We start from the raw sequence: 17,324 nt of genomic DNA on the forward strand, positions 1-17,324 counted from the left end.
GATCATGTCCTCTCCCCTGTCCACCGCCTCCAGCGAGCCGCGGATGGCCCCTGCCCGTCCCGACGCCGCCGTGACGGCGGGATCTGCCCGCTTCACCGTGATCACCGATCGGCTCATCCGCATGGAATACTCCCCTGATGGGGCTTTTACCGACGCCGCCACCCAGCTCGTCCTGTCCCGGGACCTGGGCCCCACGCCGACCTTCCGAGTGGTGCGTGGCGATGACCGCCTGGAGATCCTGACCGAGCACCTCCACCTGACCTACCAGCCCTCGCGGGGCTTCTCCCGCTCCGGGCTGAGCGTCAGCCTGCGCACCGCCGTCCTCAACCTCCACGGGGGTACCTGGCATCACGGCGATGCATGGGACCCCCACGAGAGCTACCCGACGAACCTCGGCGGCACCCGCCGCACCCTGGACGAGGCCGACGGCCGGGTGGATCTGGGGACGGGGCTGCTGTCCACCAACGGCATCTCCGTCATCGACGACTCCGGCTCCCTGCTCCTCCAGAAGGATCAGTGGGTGCGGCCGCGCCCGGGGGCTGGCCCCGTGGACGGCGCTCCGGGAGGAGAGGACCTCTACCTCTTCGGCTACGGCCAGGACTACCGCGGCGCCCTGCGCGATTTCTTCGCCTTGACTGGCCCGACGCCGCTGGTACCCCGGGCGCTCCTGGGCAACTGGTGGAGTCGCTACCATCCCTACTCCGAGGAGGAGTACCTCGCGCTCATGGACCGCTTCGCCGCGGAGGAGCTGCCCTTTTCCGTGGCGGTGCTCGACATGGACTGGCACTGGGTGGACATCGACCCGGCCATCGGCAATGGCTGGACCGGCTACTCCTGGAACACCGAGCTCTTCCCCTCCCCCTCGCGCTTCCTCGCCGCGCTCCATGAGCGGGGCATGGAGGTGACCCTCAACCTGCACCCGGCGGCCGGCATCCGGCGCCATGAGGACGCCTATGCCCCGATGATGCGGGATCTGGGCCGCGATCCCGAATCCGGTGAGGAGATCCCCTTCAACATCACGGACAAGGCCTTCGTGGCCGCCTATCTGGAGCGCGCCCACCATGTGCTGGAGGAGGAGGGCGTCGATTTCTGGTGGCTCGACTGGCAGCAGGGCGGAGTCACCGATATCCCGGGGCTCGACCCCCTGTGGATGCTCAACCACATCCACTATCTGGATTCCGGCAGGGAGCGCCCGGGCGGACGGCGCCGCCCCATCACCTTCTCCCGCTTCGCGGACGCCTCCAGCCATCGCACGCCCATCGGCTTCTCCGGCGACACGGTCGCCAGCTGGGACTCTCTGGCCTTTCAGCCGGAGTTCACGGCGAGGGCGGCGAATATCGGCTACTTCTGGTGGTCGAATGACATCGGCGGTCACATGTTCGGCGTCAAGGACTCCGAGATGATGGCGCGCTGGGTGCAGCTGGGCTGCTTCTCCCCCATCAATCGCCTCCATTCCACTGCGTCGGTCTTCAATTCCAAGGAGCCGTGGCGCTACTCCCGTGATGCGCGCGCCACGATGAACGCCTACCTGCGTCTGCGCCACCGGCTGGTGCCGAGCCTGTACACGTGGGCCCGGCGCGCCGCGGCCGACGGCCTCGCCCCGATCCGCCCGCTTTACCACGACCACCCGTGGTGCGCGGGGGCCTACTCCCATCACACGGAGTTCCTGTTCGGCGACCTCCTGGTGGTGCCCATGGTTCACCGCTCCGATGCCGCTACCGGGCTCGCCCAGGAGAGCGCCTGGCTCCCCCAGGGGGCCTGGTTCGACCTGCCGACCGGCCGCCGCTACCCGGTCGGGGTCGAGGACGGCGCTGAGCTCGCGCTCTCGCGGCGCCTGGAGCAGGTGCCGGTGCTGGCGCGTGCGGGCAGCCTCCTCGTGCTCGCCGGCGACCTGGCCGAGGCCGCGGGCGCCAATCCCCGGTGCCTCGACGTCGTGGTGGTGCCGGGGGCCGACGGCGTGTTCGTCCTGGAGGAGGATGATGGCTCTCCCGAGCCCGGCCCGGATGGAGTGGTGCGCACGCGCTTCGCCCTGACCTGGGATGAGAATGCCGGGCGCGCGCGACTGGAGATCGACCAGAGGGGCCCGCGGGGCGTGGTGCCCGAGGCGCGGGAGATCACCGTGCGCCTCCTGTCGGCTGGCGGTGATGTGCGCGCGTCCCTGGATGGGCGGGTGCTGGAGGTGCGCGGTCGGCGCGCCGATGGCCTCACGCTGGGCGCAGGGCTCGACATCGAGCTGGGAGAGGTTCTCCCAGCCGACGGCGTGGTGGTGGAGCTGGAGGGGCTGCGGAGCGCGCCGCCGGTTCTGGCCGATGAGGTGTTCTCGATCCTCGAGCCGGTGGAGATCGACTATGCGGTGAAGGATCGCGCCTGGGCCGTTGTCCGGTCGGGGGCGACCGGCGGGGCGCTGCTCGGCGGCCTGCGCGCCGTGGGAGTCCCCGACGCCGTGCTGGCCGCGGTCGCCGAGGTCGCCTGAGGCCCGCTGGGCGTGGCGGCCCGGCGATGCTTCGTTGGGCCGGGCGGCCGCTTGATCGTTGAAACCGTCTCCCGAACCGTCCAGGGTCGCCCGTAAGCGCTGATGGAGCACTCCGCCACAGGCGCCATCAGCGCTTGCGAGGTGCTTCGGAGGGCCTGCGGTGCTCATGAGGACTCCCGCAACAGCGATTCGGTCCATGAAACCGCGAGAATCCGCGCTACGAACTCGCTGTGCGGGTGAGGGGTATTCGTCTGTCAGCCGCTCTCTCGCCCCACCACTCAAAATATTGGGAGGAGGCGTAGCGGTATGTCATGGCAGTGGTGGTGCGAGCCAGGAGGATGTGGAGGCTGGTGAAGGGACAGGTTCGTGGCAGGATTCCGTGAGCACTGAGCGGGTGGGCTTCCATAAATGACGCTCTTCTGCAGCCCATACCCTGCGAAGACAGGTCTCTTCACTTGTTGACGGCAACACCTGACGCACTGTTGGTCTTCCTCAGTGTTTGGAGTACCTCCAAGAGCATTTCGGTAGATTCCTGCAGTTCATGTTGCTTGTAGGGGGCATTGCAGCTATTCTCAGGATGATGGATAGAATTTCGTATGTAGTACGGAAGCGTTACATCCTCTGGTTCGCAGGCTTGAATATCATCGCGCCGCCATGTTTTACTGGATCGAAGATGGTGAGCATCCTTCAAGAAGGAATCGAATTTTTTTTTGCACTCCCACAACCAGCGAGCCTATACGCTTCTCCCCACAATTCGTCATGGAACTCAGGAGATGGAATTCCGAAAGCGAAATAGGTGATTTCTCCCCAGGAAGGATATCCCCCACTCAATACTCCGAGATCATTGGAGTCATGAATTTTTGGGGCATCACCACCGCGAGAAAATACAAGAAGGCGATGACCTTCGGGCCTGTATGAGCGCAGCATATAGGGCGAGTGCGTGATGAGAAACAATTGTTCATTCTCCGCAATTCTTACCAAAGCCTCACTCAACTGGAGTTGCGCGCGAGGATGAAGCCAGGTTTCAGGCTCATCCAGAAGAAGTGTCAACGGCGCATGCTCTTTTGCCTCATGTTGCAGTTGTGAGTAGACTTTGATCAGCGCCAAGGTCACTGCGCGTTGCATGCCTGTACCCTTGTCGGACAGAGGGGTTTCGTAGCTTCCGTCCTTAACGAGCAGTCGCCCGCCTTTGATGAATGTAGTCGCTTCAGGGAGAGTAAAATCTAGCCGGATCTCAGCTTGGCCGTACTGCTCTTTCACACGAGCCTCGACCTGGCTCGTCATATTCTTGGTCAGTGATGCAAAGGAGTCGTCGTCCGTCGAAAATGCTGCCTCATGGGCTTCCTGAAGTGCTTTCCACTATATCTTGCTCAACTCCGTATTATCTACGCCGCCTGCAACTTACTCTCAGTGATCGCTACGCAACCGCTGAGCTGCTTCTGTGGGATGGGTGCCAGTTGCCGGCGAGCATCGTCGAGGTTGCCGGCATCGACGATCCGGGCTTGCTCGACCAGCCGCAGCTGTTCCTGGCTGTAGTGTAGGCGGCCATGGCGGCAATCTGTCCAGGTGTGAGGTCGGCATCGCCCCATTCGAAGTACCCTGCATGGCACGGCATAGCGTGAGTCTAGGATGGCCAGTGAGAAGTCAGGTGATGTCCAGCAGGCACCGTAGATCACGGTTCGGCCACGAGCCTCAGGCCTACGTCCTCACCGCTCATCAGCCTCAATGCCGATCGCCTCGGCGATGCGCTCAATGTCAGGTTGCGCTCTCCTCACGCCACCCATGTAGGTGCGGTGTACAGCCGAGGACTTCAGCGAAGGCCTGTCTCTTGGCTGCCCCAACGAGCCCCTAACAAGCGCAAGGCGATGAGCCTCGGGGCGATCATCGTCAAGGAGTTCGTCGAAGGCGGCGTGTCCACCACCACCCGACGACCCGCCCTCCAGGACATGCTGCGCTACCTCGACGAAGAGGCGGCCGCCGGGCGGGGCATCGACTACATCATCGTGCACACGCTCGACCGCCTGGTGCGCAACCGCTACGACGACACCGCCCTGGGCCGACGAGCTGGCAGCCCGCGGCCTGACCAGCGTGCCCGCAGCCAAGCGCCCCGCCAAGCCCAAGACCACCGCCTACCCCTACTACGCCTGCCTGGGCCGCCACTCCAAGAAACAACCCGACTGCACCTTCCACGCCACCCTGGTCACCGACATCGAGCAAGCAGCCAGCCGACTCTACGACCGCATCCACCTCGACCCCACCAGACGCCAACAACTCCAAAGCGCCCTGCAACACCAACTGACCAGCCTGACCCAACAAACCACCGAGCAGCTCCAGGACTACACCACCCACCGCCGGCAACTGGGACGCCAACGCCACAAGCTGCTCCAAGCCCACTACGCCGACGCCATCGACCTGGACACCCTCAAAACCGAGCAGACCCGCATCACCCGCGAGCTGACCACCATCCAACGCAGACAAGCCGCCCTGAGCCAAGACCTGACCGACACTCAGCACCTCATCCGCCAAGCCCTCGACCTGGCCCAGCACGCCGCCACCGCCTACCACGGCGCACCCGACCACCTACGCTGCCTGCTCAACCAAACCCTGTTCGACAAGATCTACATCACCACAAACCAAGACGCCAGTCACCTGACCACCACCGCCACCCACCAACCACCCTTCGACAGCATCCTGACCTGGACAGAAAAAGACACCGACACAAACACAGATACAAACGCAGACACAGACACCCTGGACACGCAGGAGGGAGCCGAAGGGCAAGAGGTGCAAGAGGCAGTCGAAGAGCAAATTGAAGAGCAAGCGGGAGCTGAAGAGGTGGGCATTCTGGGACTAGAGGCGGGGCTGCACGAGAACGGCTCAGGCCTGGGAGTCGACCTCATGAACCTCCATCCGACCCGCCAGACCAAGCCCGCAACCACCCAGAAGACCCCTCAAGCAGCCCGAGACAAGCAAAAACCCGCGCCATGGGTCAACCATGACGCGGGTTTGAGTGCGAGGTTAATGGTCGGGCTGGCGGGATTTGAACCCACGACCCCTTGACCCCCAGTCAAGTGCGCTACCAAACTGCGCCACAGCCCGTTGCCCCACGTCCCTGCGACTGGATTCACCTCCGCCGCTCGGGTCCGCTCGGAACGTGTAGAACCTTAGCCCACCGTGGCCCCGCAGGCGAAACCGGCGCGCGGTGACGCCGGTCACGACAGGGATGATGGTGGAGTCAGCCGAAGCCGCCGCGTCACGATCCAGCCGCAACCGGCCCGCGCGAGTGCCTCAGGCGCTCTCATACCAGGCGCGGGCGCCGCCCTCGAGGTTGGTCAGCGCTCCCGCGTATCCGGCGGCCTGGAGGGCCTCGATGGCCTTCTTGGAGCGGGCGCCGCCCTGGCAGGTCACGACCGTCTCCTTACCGGCGTCCAGCTCCCCGGCGCGCTCGGTCACCTCCCCCAGCGGGATGTGGACCGCCCCCTCCAGGGGCATGGCGGCGATCTCATCGGCCTCGCGCACGTCCAGGAGGGTGTAGGCCCCACCGGGCTTCTCCCCCGCCGCGATACGGGTGCGCAGCTCGGATGCGGTGATGGTGCTCATGGTCCCCTCGTCCCCTCCTCCTGGTTCAGGCGCGGCGCAGGTGTCCTCCACCGCTTCAAGGCTCGTGATGGTGGGGCTCGGCCCGCACAGGGGGCAGTCGGGGCGCTTGGCCACGGGCACCTCGCGCACGCCGGCGCCCCAGGCGTCCACGAGCAGGAGGCGGCCGATGAGGGGCTCGCCTCCCCCAATGATGAGTTTGAGCACCTCAGCGGCCTGCATGGTCCCGATGATGCCCGGCAGGACGCCGAGCACACCGGCCTGGGCGCAGGACGGCACGGAGCCCGGTGGCGGTGGCTCGGGGTGGAGGCAGCGGTGGCAGGGGCCCCGGGCGGCGTCGAAGACCCCTACCTGGCCCGCCGAGTGCAGGACCGCGCCGTGGACGAGCGGGATGCCGAGCAGGGCGCAGGCGTCGCCCACGAGGTAGCGGGTGGGGAAGTTGTCGGTGCCGTCCACCACCACGTCCCAGCCCTCCAGGAGGCCCCGGGCATTGACGGCGTCGAGCCGCTCCTCGTGGAGGATGACCTCGACGTCGGGGTTGAGCGCGGTAATGGCCGACGCCGCCGAGCGGGCTTTCGAGGTGCCGACGCCGTCGGTGGTGTGGATGATCTGGCGCTGGAGGTTGGAGGCGTCGACGACGTCGAACTCGACGATCCCGAGCGTCCCCACTCCAGCGGCAGCGAGGTAGAGCGCGGCGGGCGCGCCGAGGCCGCCCGCCCCGATGAGCAGGACGCGGGCGGCCCGGATGCGCTGCTGGCCGGCGACTCCGACTTCGGGGACGAGCATGTTGCGCGAGTATCGGACGCGCTCGGCGTCGGACAGGGCTCGCAGGCGCTCGTCACTGATGACGGGCGCCCACGGGGCTCGATCCTGAGGGGGCGTGGCGGCGTTCAGTGGCGCAGCTCCCGGTAACGGCGGATGAGTGCCTGGGTGGAGGGGTCCTGCGCGGCCAGCGCCTCGGCGTCTCCCTGGACTGCCGGCGCGATCTCCAGGGCGAGCTTCTTACCGAGCTCGACGCCCCACTGGTCGAAGGAGTCAATGCCCCACACGATGCCCTGGGTGAAGGTGATGTGCTCGTAGAGGGCGATGAGCTGGCCCACGACGCTCGGAGTGAGCGCGGGGGCAAGGATCGACGTCGTCGGCTTGTTCCCGGCGAAGACCCGGGCGGGGACGATCGGCTCCGGCGTGCCCTCGGCGCGCACCTCCTCGGCGGTCTTGCCGAAGGCGAGCGCGGCGGTCTGGGCGAGGTAGTTGGACAGGAAGAGCTCGTGGACGTCGACACCGCCGTCGGTGACCGGGTGGGCGGGATTGGCCACGGCGATGAAGTCGGCGGGGACGAGCTGGGTGCCCTGGTGGATGAGCTGGTAGAAGGCGTGCTGCCCATTGGTCCCGGCCTCACCCCAGAAGACCTCGCCGGTCTCGGTGGTGACCGAGGATCCGTCCCAGCGCACGGACTTGCCGTTGGACTCCATGGTGAGCTGCTGGAGGTAGGCGGGAAAGCGGTGCAGGTACTGCGAGTAGGGCAGCACCGCGTGGGAGGCGGCGTGGAAGAAGTTGACGTACCAGACGTTGAGCAGGCCCATGAGCATGGGGGCGTTCTCGGCCGGGTCCTTGGTGGCGAAGTGCTCGTCGACGGCGTGGAAGCCGGCCAGGAAATCCGCGAAGTTCTCCGGGCCGATGGCGACGGCGAGCACGGTGCCGACGGCGGAGTCCACGGAGTAGCGCCCACCAACCCAGTTCCAGAAGCCGAAGGCGTTATCGGGGTCGATGCCGAACTCGGCGACCTTGTCCAGGGCGGTGGAGACGGCCACGAAGTGCTTGGCGATGGCGCCTTCGGCGGCGATGCCGCGCTCGGCCAGGGCGGAGAGGAACCAGTCGCGGGCCATGCGCGCGTTGGTGAGGGTCTCCAGGGTGGTGAAGGTCTTGGAAGCGATGATGAACAGGGTGGTCTCGGGGTTGAGGCCCTTGACCTTCTCCGCGCAGTCGTTGGGGTCGATATTGGAGATGAAGCGGCACTCCAGACCGTCCTGGACGTAGGGCTTGAGGGCCTCATAGACCATGACGGGGCCGAGGTCGGACCCGCCGATGCCGATGTTGACGACCGTCTCGATTCGCTTGCCGGTCACACCGACCCACTGGCCGGAGCGCACGCGGCGCGCGAAGTCGTAGACGCGGTCGAGGACCCTGTGGACGTCGCCGACGACGTCCTGGCCGTCGACCATGAGCGCGTCGTCGGCCGGGCGGCGCAGCGCGGTATGGAGGACGGCGCGGTCCTCGGTGACGTTGATGCGCTCGCCGGCATACATGGCGTCACGGCGCCCGGGCACGTCAACCTGCTCGGCCAGAGCGACGAGGGCGTCACGGACATCGTCGGTCAGCAGGTTCTTGGACAGGTCGATGGTCAGGTCCCCGACCTGGTAGGTGAAGCGCTCGGCGCGCTCGGGGTCCTGGGCGAACCAGGCGCGCAGGTCAGGGCGCATCCCGATGTGCAGCTCGGTGAGGCGGGACCAGGCGGGCGTTGCGGTGGCATCAATAGGCGTCTGCATGCGCACAAGCCTAGCGGTTAGGCACGACTGCGTCGCGGCGCGGGTGGGTCGGATTCAGCCGGGCCCGCAGTGCGGGCGGACTAGACGGTCCCGCTATTGACGGCACAGCCCAACCCTGTTCCTGGTCATCGTCGGCTGGACTCTACTGGCTACTGGCTATCGGACTGGTCTGGTTTGTAGGGCGGCTGCCTCGTCATCGGCCCGGCCGGAGCGCCCCGATGCTCATCGCCGCCGGCGCTTCTCCCTCACGCGCACGCCGATCTGGATCGGGGTGCCCACGAAGCCGAACTCCTCGCGCAGGCGGCGCTCGATGAAGCGCCGGTACCCGGCGTCGAGGAAGCCGGTGGTGAAGATGACGATGCGCGGCGGGCGCACCTGCGCCTGAGTGGCGAAGAGGATGCGGGGCTGCTTGCCGCCTCGCAGCGGGTGCGGGGTGGCGGCCTGGAGCTCGCCGAGGAATGAGTTGAGCCGCCCGGTGGGAACGCGGGTGCCCCACCCCTCCAGGGCGGCATCGAGAGCGCGCACGAGCCTGTTCGTGTGCCAGCCGGTGGCGGCGGCGAGGTTGATGTGCGGGGCCCAGGACACATGCGCGAGGTCGTGCTCGATCTCCCACCGGAGCATTTTCTGGCGGTCCTCGTCCACGAGGTCCCACTTGTTATTGACCAGCACGAGCGCGCGCCCGGCGTCAACCGCCTGCTGGATGACGCGCACATCCTGCTCCGTCAGCGGCTCGGAGGCGTCCAGGAGGACGACGGCGACCTCCGCCTTCTCAATGGCCCCCTGAGTTCGCAGGACGGCGTAGTAGTCGGCGCCCCGCGACTGGCGCACGCGGCGGCGGATGCCCGCAGTGTCGACGAACACCCACTGGCGCCCGTCGAGCTCGATGATCTCGTCGACCGGGTCCCGGGTGGTGCCGGCCATCTCGTTGACGACGACGCGGTCCTGCCCGGCGATGGAGTTCAGCAGCGAGGACTTGCCGACGTTCGGGCGCCCCACGAGGGCGATGCGGTGCATCCGCCCCTCAGGGGCGGCAGGGGCGACGGCCGAGACCTCCGGGAGGACCTCCATGCAGGCATCGAGGACCTCACCGCTGCCGCGCCCGTGGAGGGCCGAGACGGCATAGGGCTCGCCCAGGCCCAGGTTCCACAGGGCCGCGGCGTCGCCCTCCTGGGCCGGGGAGTCCACCTTGTTGGCGGCCAGCACGACCGGCTTGCCACTGCGCCGCAGGAGGCGGACCACCCGGGCGTCGGTCTCGGTGATCCCCACCTGCGCGTCGACGACGAGCAGGACGGCGTCGGAGAGCTCCACGGCCACCTCAGCCTGGGAGGCGACGGAGGCCTCAAGGCCCTCGACGTCGACCTCCCAACCGCCCGTGTCCACGATGGTGAAGCGGCGGCCGGCCCACTCGGCGGGATAGGAGACGCGGTCGCGGGTGACGCCCGGCCTGTCCTGCACCACGGCCTCGCGGCGCCCGAGAACCCGGTTGACGAGCGTGGACTTGCCGACGTTCGGGCGACCCACCACGGCGAGCACCGGTAGCCCCGCCCCGAAGGCGGCGTCGCCGGAGGGGAGGTCCTCCTCGCCGGCGAGGAGGGCGACGTCCTCCTCCTCGAGCTCGTACTCCTCCAGGCCGGCGCGCAGGGCGTCGGCCCGCTGCTCATCATCCTGGTCGCGCTCGGCGGCCTCGGCGCGGGCGGCCTCGATGAGGCCCAGGACGTGCTCGACGGTCTCCTCGAGCGTCATGTCGGAGGAGTCCACGAGGGTGACGCCCTCGGGGGCGGTGAGGAACTGGGAGACGGTGGCGTCATCCCGGTCGCGGCGCACCACCTGGTCGCGCAGGGCCGCGGCGTCCACGCTCTTGCCCGCGGCCTTCAGGTCGCCCGCGCGGCGGGCCAATCGGGCCTCCTCGCTGGCCGTCACCAGGAGGCGGACATCGGCATCGGGGGCGATGACGGTGGTGATATCGCGGCCCTCGGCGACGATCCCCTCCCCCGCGCTGAAGGAGCGGTGAAGACCAACGGCGTCGCGGGACTCGCCCGCAATGATCTCGCGCTGGAGGCGGGCCAGCTCGGCGCGCACATCCAGGTTGGTGGCGACCTTCGAGACGACGGAGGCGATATGCGGGTCGCGGATGACCTCGGCGATGTCGACGCCGTCGCAGGTCACCCCCGGGGACGTGGGATCGAGGCCCATGTCGAGGGGCATGGTGAGGATGGCGCGGGTGACGGCTCCCGCGTCCACCTCGTCGGCGGTCAGGTCGATGCCGGTGCGCTCGCACCACCAGGCGGCGGCGCGGTACATGGCGCCGGTGTCGAGGTAGGCGAGGCCCAGCGCGGCGGCGACCCGCTTGGCGACGGTGGACTTGCCCGACCCGCTCGGCCCATCGATGGCGACGACGATTCCCATATGCTCCCGGCCCTTCCTCACGATGCGCTAGCGCGCCCAACCGGTCAAGCGTCCCACATTCCCCCGCGCCCGCGCCAAAGCCGCCCCGGCCCCTCCCCCCTCACCGAGACCGGTCGAAAACAGCATCGAAACCGGTCCGGCGGGGCAGCGCTCGACTCTGGCTCCCTCTCACACCGAAGATACAGTTTCGGCCCGCAAACACGCCCTCACGCCGGAAATACCGTCTCAGCCCGCTTATGCGCCCTCATTCTCGCATTTCGAGGGCGCAACGCCGGGCTGAGACGGTATCTGCGGGCCGAGGGCCCGCCCTGCCTCAGGCGACGACGACCCGCCACCCCCGCTCATCCAGCGCGGCCTCCAGGGGCTGGGCGGCGCCGGGCAGCACGGAGATCATGGCCAGGCCTGCGCTCTGCCCGGCGGAGTGCTCCATGGCGAAGTCCTCGATATTGACTCCCGCCTCGCCGACGTCGGTGAACAGGCGGCCCAGGTAGCCGGGCTTGTCGGGGACGAGGACCTGCACCACCGCGTAGCGCCTGGGCGCCCCGCCGTGCTTGCCGGGGATACGGGCCTGACCGGCGTTGCCGCGCCTCATGACGTCCGTAATGGCGCTAACGGCGCCGGGCGCGATCTCCTCAGCCCTGCCCGGGGCGGTGTACTCCTCGTCGGCAGTGTCAACGGCGGCCGGCTCGATCCCACTGATGAGTGCGTCGAGATCATCGCGCAGCTCCCGCAGCAGCCCGGTCACGGGACCGGCGTTGCCCACCACGATCGCGGACCACAGTCGGGGATCGGAGGCGGCGATGCGGGTCACATCCCTGATGCCCTGGCCCGCGAGCTCGAGCGCCGCCTCCGGCAGTGTCTCGAGACGGGCAGCGACGAGGGAGGAGACCAGTTGCGGCATATGCGAGACCGCGGCGACAGCGTTGTCGTGCTCGGCGGCGCCCAGGCGCAGTGGCGCCGCCCCGGCGTCCATCGCCAGGTTGCGCACGGCGATCTCGGCAGCCGGCTCGGCGCCGTCAGCGACGATCACCCAGGGGCGACCCGCGAAAAGGTCGGAGTCAGCGGCCCCCGCCCCAGAGCGCTCCCGGCCGGCCATGGGGTGCGAGCCCACGTAGCGGGAGGCCGCCGCACCGGCCCGGGCCCTCACCTCCGCGCCCACGCGCGCCTTGACGGAGGCGACGTCGGTGACCACCGCCCCCGGGTGGGCCTCCAGGGCCCCGACCGCCACTTGCGCGGCCACATCCGGCGGGGTGGCGACGACAACGAGCGCCGGCTCGGGATCCCCCTCTGCCCTCACGGTGCCGGCACCCATGTCCCGGGCCAGGGCGAGCGAGGTGGGCGAGGTGTCCCGGAGTTGGACGGGCACGCCGGCCGCCCGCAGGACGAGCGCGAGCGAGGTGCCGAGCAGTCCGGTACCGATGATGAGCACAGGGCCGCGCGTGGCGGCGGGAGGGCGCGCCGCCGGGCCTCCCCCATGCTCCTCCGCTGCCCCACCCGTCCCTCTACCGGGCGGTCCCACCTGGACGACGCGCGCCTCCAACCGGCTCATAGTCCGACCTCTCTCTGGAGTGCCGCGATCTCCTCACTGGTGAGGGCCCTCATGGCGCCGGGCTTGAGCCCGCCGAGCGCCAATGGGCCGAGCCTGGTGCGGGATAGCCGGATCACGGGGTGCCCGACGGCGTCACACATGCGGCGCACGATCCGGTTGCGCCCGGAGTGCAGGGTGATCTCCAGGATCGAGCCCGCGGGCCCGGAGTCCTTGATGACCACGCGGTCAGCGCTGATGAGGCCGTCTTCGAGCTCGATGCCGCGCTTGAGCTTGCGCGGTACCCAGGGCTCGACCCTCCCCTGGACGATCGCCACGTAGGTCTTGGAGATCTCGTAACTGGGGTGCATGAGCCGGTGGGAGAGCTCGCCGTCGTTGGACAGCAGGAGCAGGCCCTCGGTGTCGGTGTCGAGACGCCCCACGTGAACGAGCCTGATGCGCCCGCTCGCGCCGTCCCCGCGATACGCGCCCGCCCCCTGCGCTCCGCCTGTGCCCCTCCGTGAGAGCTCGTCGGCGCGCTCGGCCACGTACCGCTCCCCCAGCTCGGCGACGGTGGGCCGCCCCTCGGGGTCCTCCATGGTGGTCACGACGCCGGCGGGCTTGTGCAGCATGACGGTGAGCACGTCGGGGTCGGTGAGGATGCGCGAGCCGTCAACCCGGATCTCCTGGCGGGTGGGATCCACGCGCACCCCGGCCTCGGTGACGATGACGCCGTCGACGCTCACGCGGCCCGCGGCGATGATCGCCTCGCAGGCCCGGCGGGAGGCCACGCCCGCGTGGGCGAGGACCTTCTGGAGGCGCTGCCCGGAGTGGACGTGCGGGTCATCCTCACCGCCTCGGGAGGCCCTGCTGCGCTCGTCGACGAGCCTGGCCTCCTCATCCTCGGCCAGGGCGCCGTCGTCGAAGGCGGCGATCTCCTCGGGCGTCAGGTCCGCGTCGCCGAGCTCCTCGATGTCGTCCTCGTCGTAGAACTCCTCTGCCCCGAAGTCGCCCAGGGGGACCTCATCATTGCCGGTGCTGTGACCGCGGGTGCTCATCGCGTCTCCGTCTCGTGCTCGATGTCCTCCAACTGGGAGGCGTCCGGGAGGTGGGGTGCCAGGGGCGGTAGCTCGTCGAGGCCGTCGATCCCCAGGTACTCGAGGAACTCGTTGGTCGTACGGTAGAGGATCGCGCCGGAGGTCTCATTGCCGGCCTCCTCGATGAGCCCGCGGGCATGGAGGGTGCGCACGACGCCGTCGACGTTGACCCCGCGGATGGCGGCGATGCGTCCGCGGGTGACGGGCTGGCGGTAGGCGACGACGGCGAGGGTCTCCAGTGCCGCCTGGGACAGGCGCGCTGAGGCCCCGCCGACGACGAAGCTCTCGACGATCCCGGCGTGCTCGGGCGCGGAGGCGAGGCGCCAACCCCCGGCCACGCGACGCAGGATGAACCCCCGACGGCGCGCGGCCGCCCCATCCGCGGACTCGCCCCGGTACTCGGCGGCCAAGGCCTGAAGCAGCGCCTCGGCCGCCTCGGATCCCAGGCCCAGGGCGGCGCCGAGAGCGGCGGGCGTCACGGGCTCATCGGAGACGACGAGCACCGCCTCGGCCGCGGCCAGCAGCTCATCGCTCACAGCGCCGACCGCGGGCGCCTCCTGGCCGTCGGCCCCCGGGGCGACCTGCGCCGCCGCTCCATCCCCGCTCATGAGAACTCCTCCCCCAGGCCGTCCATGTCCGGGGCCATGATGCCCGCGGGATCGTCCTCCCCGCCGCACCACGTCACCGTGATCTCGCCCATGGCCTCGCCCTGCTCCAGGTCGACGCTGCCCTGCCGGTGGAGGATGAGCAGGCTGAGGAAGCGGGCCACGACGACGGCGACGCGCTCGGCGTCGCCCGTGAGTTCGGAGAAGGTGAGTGTCCCAGCGGCGCGCAGGCGCTGGGCGAGCACGGTGATCTGCTCGCCGACCTGGACCGCCTCGTGGAGGTGGACGGTCTGCACGCCAGGGGCGTCGGGGCGGTTGAACGCGGCCAGAGCGATGCGGGCGAGCTCAGCGGGGCCGACGGTGGCCACGAGCCTGGGCAGCAGGGAGGCGAGCTCGGGGGCGAGGGCGACGACGCGCGGGTGGGCAGTGGCCGCCGAGGCGGCCATGGAGGACAGGGAGGAGGCGGCCCGCTTGTAGGCGCGGTACTGCAGGAGGCGGGCGAAGAGCAGGTCACGGGCCTCCAACAGCTCCAGATCCTCGTCCTCCTCCCCGTCCACCTGGGGCAGGAGGCGGTGGGCCTTGAGAGCCAGGAGCGTGGAGGCCACCACGACGAACTCACTGGCGTGCCCGAGGTCCCAATCGGCTCGCATATGGGCGATGAACTCGTCGGTGACCTCGGCCAGGGCGAGTTCGGTGACATCGAGCCGACGTCTGGCGATGAGGCTGAGAAGGAGGTCGAAGGGACCCTCGAACTGGGGCAGGCTGACGGAGAAGCCGGGGAGCCTGGCGGGCCCCTCCTGCTCGGCGCCCTCGCGCCCGCCGGAGCCGGCGCGCACCCCGGCATCGAGCGCGCCGACGCCCATGGGCTCCCCCGCGCCCTCGGGCGCGGCGGCCTCCTCAGGCGACACAGCCGCGAGCGATGATCTCCCGTGCCAGGCGCCGGTAGGCCTCGGCGCCGGCGTGCGTGGGGGCGTAGGTGTTGATGGGCTCGGCGGCCACGGAGGCGTCGGGGAACTTCACCGTGCGGCGGATCCGCGTGTCGAAGAGACGCTCGCCGAAAGCCTGCTCCAGGCGCTCCAGGACCTCGCGGGAGTGCAGGGTGCGGGAATCCACCATGGTGGCGAGGATGCCGTCGATGTCGAGGCGCGGGTTGAGGCGGTCCTTGATCCGCTCGACGGTCTCCACGAGGAGGGCCACGCCGCGCAGGGCGAAGAACTCGGTCTCCAGCGGGATGATGACGCCATGGGAGGCGGTCAGCGCGTTGACCGTGAGCAGGCCGAGGGAGGGCTGGCAGTCCACGATGATGGCGTCGTAGTCGTCGACGACGGGGCGAAGCACCCGGGCGAGCGCCTGCTCGCGTGCCACCTCGTTGACGAGCTGGACCTCGGCGGCGGACAGGTCGATATTGGCGGGCACGAGGTCCAGGCCCGGCATGGAGGTCTGCTGGATGACGGGCAGGATGTCGGGGCGGGCGGCCACGAGGAGGTCGTAGATGGTGGTGTCGAGCTCATTGGCGTTGACGCCGAGCCCGGCGGAGGCGGCTCCCTGCGGGTCGAAGTCGACGATGAGCACCTTGCGCCCGTACTCCACGAGGGAGGCCCCCAGGCTGATGGTGGTCGTCGTCTTGCCGACGCCGCCCTTCTGATTGCACATGGAGATGATCCGTGCCGGCCCGTGGGACTCCAGGGGCGCGGGGGCGGGGAACTCCTTCTGCTCAGGGGCGGGAAGGTCGATCAGTCCGGGCTGCTTGGAGTCGCTCACGGGGCCAGGGTAGCGGACGGCAGTGGAATCATCAGTAGGCATCATCAGTGAGCCCGGGGGTGGCTCGTGGCGTAGACCTCCCTGAGGTGGTCGACGGTCACCTTCGTGTAGATCTGGGTGGTGGTGACCGAGGCGTGGCCGAGCATCTCCTGGACGATCCGTACGTCGGCCCCGCCGGCGAGCAGGTGGGTGGCGAAGGAGTGGCGCAGCGTGTGGGGCGAGACATGGCGGTCGGCTTGCGCACCGCCGTCCTCCCCGACGACGCCGTCGGGGACGGTGAGGGCCTCCCCGGGGGGCCGGCCGACGAGCCCGGCGCGGGCGGCGGCCTGCTGGAGGACGCTCCACGCGGTCTGGCGGGACAGGGGCCGCCCGAGCGTGTTGAGGAAGACCTCGGGCACTCCCCTGCCCTTGGAGGCCAGGCTCGGCCGCCCGCGGACGAGGTAGGCGTCGAGGGCCGCCCAGGCGTACTGTCCCATGGGGACGATCCTCTCCTTGCGTCCCTTGCCGAAGAGCCGGAGCACGCCCGAGTCGGCGTCGAGGTCGTCGACGACGAGGCCGACCGCCTCGGAGATGCGGGCCCCTGTGGCGTAGAGGATCTCCAGGAGGGCTCGGTCGCGCAGGCTCACGGGCGAGTCGTCGATGGCGGCCGCCTCCAGGAGCGCGCGCACCTCCTCGACGCTGAGGGCCTTGGGCAAGCGGCGCCCCACCTGCGGGGGGCGGACGGCCGCGGAGGGGTTGGTCGGCGTGGTGCCCTCGTCGAGGAGGAATCGGTGCCAGCCGCGCACGGCGGTGACAGTGCGGGCGGCGGAGGAGGCTGCCAGGGGGCGACCCCCGTCCTCGCCGGTGCGGATGGCCTGGGAGAAAGCGGAAACGTCCTCCTCGGCGACGCCGCCGGGCTCGGTGATGCCACGCCCCCGGAGGAACCCCGCGTATCGGGACAGGTCCCGCAGATAGGCGGCCAGGGTGTTCTCACTCAGGCCCCGCTCGACCCGCAGATGCGCGAGATACCCGCGCAGGCATCGCTCGAGGGCGTCCCCACGCGGGTCTGCCACGTGGCTGGATGGGGTGGTCAGGAGAACTTCACCAGGAGTCCGAGGCCGATGATCGTCACGCTCCAGACGAGGCCCACGCCCACGGTGATCCGGTCGAGGTTGCGCTCGGCGACGCCTGAGGAGCCGGCCGAGGAGGAGATACCGCCGCCGAACATGTCGGACAGACCGCCGCCCTTCCCCTTGTGCAGGAGGATCGACATGATGAGGAAGAAGCTCGACAGAACGAGGAGCACCTGGAGGATGATGCGGAGGATGTCCACGC

13 protein-coding genes, 1 tRNA gene and 1 pseudogene are annotated in these 17,324 nt (G+C 69.2%); 3 read left to right on the plus strand and 12 right to left on the minus strand.

Going from position 1 to position 17,324, the window contains the following annotated elements; genetic code table 11:
• The first annotated feature begins 4 nt into the window (after positions 1-4).
• The gene (locus B6G06_RS04630; protein WP_081171194.1) at positions 5-2,473 is read left to right on the plus strand and encodes a glycoside hydrolase family 31 protein; all 2,469 of its coding nucleotides are present in this window, start codon (positions 5-7) and stop codon (positions 2,471-2,473) included.
• Positions 2,474-3,160: 687 nt separating this feature from the next.
• Here B6G06_RS04630 and B6G06_RS04635 read toward each other — a convergent pair.
• A complete protein-coding gene (locus B6G06_RS04635; RefSeq protein WP_081171196.1) occupies positions 3,161-3,757 on the minus strand; it encodes an ATP-dependent nuclease in 597 nt (198 codons plus the stop codon).
• 581 nt (positions 3,758-4,338) lie between these two features.
• On the opposite strand from B6G06_RS04635, the pseudogene B6G06_RS10730 reads away from it, so the two are divergent.
• Together B6G06_RS10730 and B6G06_RS04640 are read left to right on the plus strand one after the other, a co-directional pair.
• A pseudogene (locus B6G06_RS10730) lies at positions 4,339-4,503 on the plus strand (recombinase family protein); the annotation flags it as partial.
• Positions 4,504-4,561: 58 nt separating this feature from the next.
• Positions 4,562-5,533 (plus strand): hypothetical protein, encoded by a 972-nt coding sequence (locus tag B6G06_RS04640; RefSeq protein WP_240494103.1) that lies wholly within the window; start codon positions 4,562-4,564, stop codon positions 5,531-5,533.
• On the opposite strand, the gene B6G06_RS04645 is transcribed toward B6G06_RS04640, so the two are convergent.
• The 11 genes from B6G06_RS04645 to secG all read right to left on the minus strand — a co-directional run bounded on the left by B6G06_RS04645 (position 5,496) and on the right by secG (position 17,322).
• Positions 5,496-5,572, minus strand: a tRNA-Pro gene (locus B6G06_RS04645). The genes B6G06_RS04640 and B6G06_RS04645 overlap by 38 nt on opposite strands.
• A gap of 189 nt (positions 5,573-5,761) precedes the next feature.
• Positions 5,762-6,856 (minus strand): ThiF family adenylyltransferase, encoded by a 1,095-nt coding sequence (locus B6G06_RS04650; protein WP_240494104.1) that lies wholly within the window; start codon positions 6,854-6,856, stop codon positions 5,762-5,764.
• 104 nt (positions 6,857-6,960) lie between these two features.
• Positions 6,961-8,616 carry a glucose-6-phosphate isomerase gene (gene pgi, locus B6G06_RS04655; protein ID WP_080462655.1) on the minus strand — a complete coding sequence of 552 codons (1,656 nt, stop codon included), beginning with the start codon at positions 8,614-8,616 and terminating at the stop codon, positions 6,961-6,963.
• Between the two features lie 222 nt (positions 8,617-8,838).
• A complete protein-coding gene (gene der / locus B6G06_RS04660) occupies positions 8,839-11,022 on the minus strand; it encodes a bifunctional cytidylate kinase/GTPase Der (protein ID WP_081171200.1) in 2,184 nt (727 codons plus the stop codon).
• Positions 11,023-11,335: 313 nt separating this feature from the next.
• On the minus strand, positions 11,336-12,571 hold the full coding sequence (locus B6G06_RS04665; protein WP_081171202.1) for a prephenate dehydrogenase: 1,236 nt from the start codon (positions 12,569-12,571) through the stop codon (positions 11,336-11,338).
• The gene (locus B6G06_RS04670; RefSeq protein ID WP_081171204.1) at positions 12,568-13,605 is read right to left on the minus strand and encodes a pseudouridine synthase; all 1,038 of its coding nucleotides are present in this window, start codon (positions 13,603-13,605) and stop codon (positions 12,568-12,570) included. Before B6G06_RS04670 ends, B6G06_RS04665 begins: the two co-directional genes overlap by 4 nt.
• The gene (scpB, locus tag B6G06_RS04675; protein WP_081171206.1) at positions 13,602-14,252 is read right to left on the minus strand and encodes an SMC-Scp complex subunit ScpB; all 651 of its coding nucleotides are present in this window, start codon (positions 14,250-14,252) and stop codon (positions 13,602-13,604) included. The genes B6G06_RS04670 and scpB overlap by 4 nt, the downstream gene beginning before the upstream one ends.
• Positions 14,249-15,112, minus strand: a complete 864-nt coding sequence (locus tag B6G06_RS04680; RefSeq protein ID WP_125898949.1) for a segregation and condensation protein A — start codon at positions 15,110-15,112, stop codon at positions 14,249-14,251. The genes scpB and B6G06_RS04680 overlap by 4 nt, the downstream gene beginning before the upstream one ends.
• A gap of 34 nt (positions 15,113-15,146) precedes the next feature.
• Positions 15,147-16,010 (minus strand): ParA family protein, encoded by an 864-nt coding sequence (locus tag B6G06_RS04685; protein WP_080462800.1) that lies wholly within the window; start codon positions 16,008-16,010, stop codon positions 15,147-15,149.
• A 44-nt stretch (positions 16,011-16,054) separates the two neighbouring features.
• Complete coding sequence (locus tag B6G06_RS04690) at positions 16,055-17,062, minus strand: site-specific tyrosine recombinase XerD (protein WP_229657916.1); 1,008 nt, start codon at positions 17,060-17,062, stop codon at positions 16,055-16,057.
• Positions 17,063-17,079: 17 nt separating this feature from the next.
• Positions 17,080-17,322: a preprotein translocase subunit SecG gene (gene secG, locus B6G06_RS04695; RefSeq protein ID WP_080462799.1), complete on the minus strand. Its 243-nt coding sequence runs from the start codon at positions 17,320-17,322 to the stop codon at positions 17,080-17,082.
• Between the last annotated feature and the right edge of the window lie 2 nt (positions 17,323-17,324).

The organism is Actinomyces gaoshouyii (assembly GCF_002076915.1).
GTDB lineage: Bacteria > Actinomycetota > Actinomycetes > Actinomycetales > Actinomycetaceae > Actinomyces > Actinomyces gaoshouyii.

Coding starts and splice junctions, on each gene's coding strand:
- B6G06_RS04630 (WP_081171194.1), top strand. CDS start 5: ATGTCCTCTCCCCTGTCCACCGCCTCCAGCGAGCCGCGGATGGCCCCT.
- B6G06_RS04635 (WP_081171196.1), bottom strand. CDS start 3,757: ATGACGAGCCAGGTCGAGGCTCGTGTGAAAGAGCAGTACGGCCAAGCT.
- B6G06_RS04650 (WP_240494104.1), bottom strand. CDS start 6,856: ATGCTCGTCCCCGAAGTCGGAGTCGCCGGCCAGCAGCGCATCCGGGCC.
- pgi (WP_080462655.1), bottom strand. CDS start 8,616: ATGCAGACGCCTATTGATGCCACCGCAACGCCCGCCTGGTCCCGCCTC.
- der (WP_081171200.1), bottom strand. CDS start 11,022: ATGGGAATCGTCGTCGCCATCGATGGGCCGAGCGGGTCGGGCAAGTCC.
- B6G06_RS04665 (WP_081171202.1), bottom strand. CDS start 12,571: ATGAGCCGGTTGGAGGCGCGCGTCGTCCAGGTGGGACCGCCCGGTAGA.
- B6G06_RS04670 (WP_081171204.1), bottom strand. CDS start 13,605: ATGAGCACCCGCGGTCACAGCACCGGCAATGATGAGGTCCCCCTGGGC.
- scpB (WP_081171206.1), bottom strand. CDS start 14,252: ATGAGCGGGGATGGAGCGGCGGCGCAGGTCGCCCCGGGGGCCGACGGC.
- B6G06_RS04680 (WP_125898949.1), bottom strand. CDS start 15,112: ATGGGCGTCGGCGCGCTCGATGCCGGGGTGCGCGCCGGCTCCGGCGGG.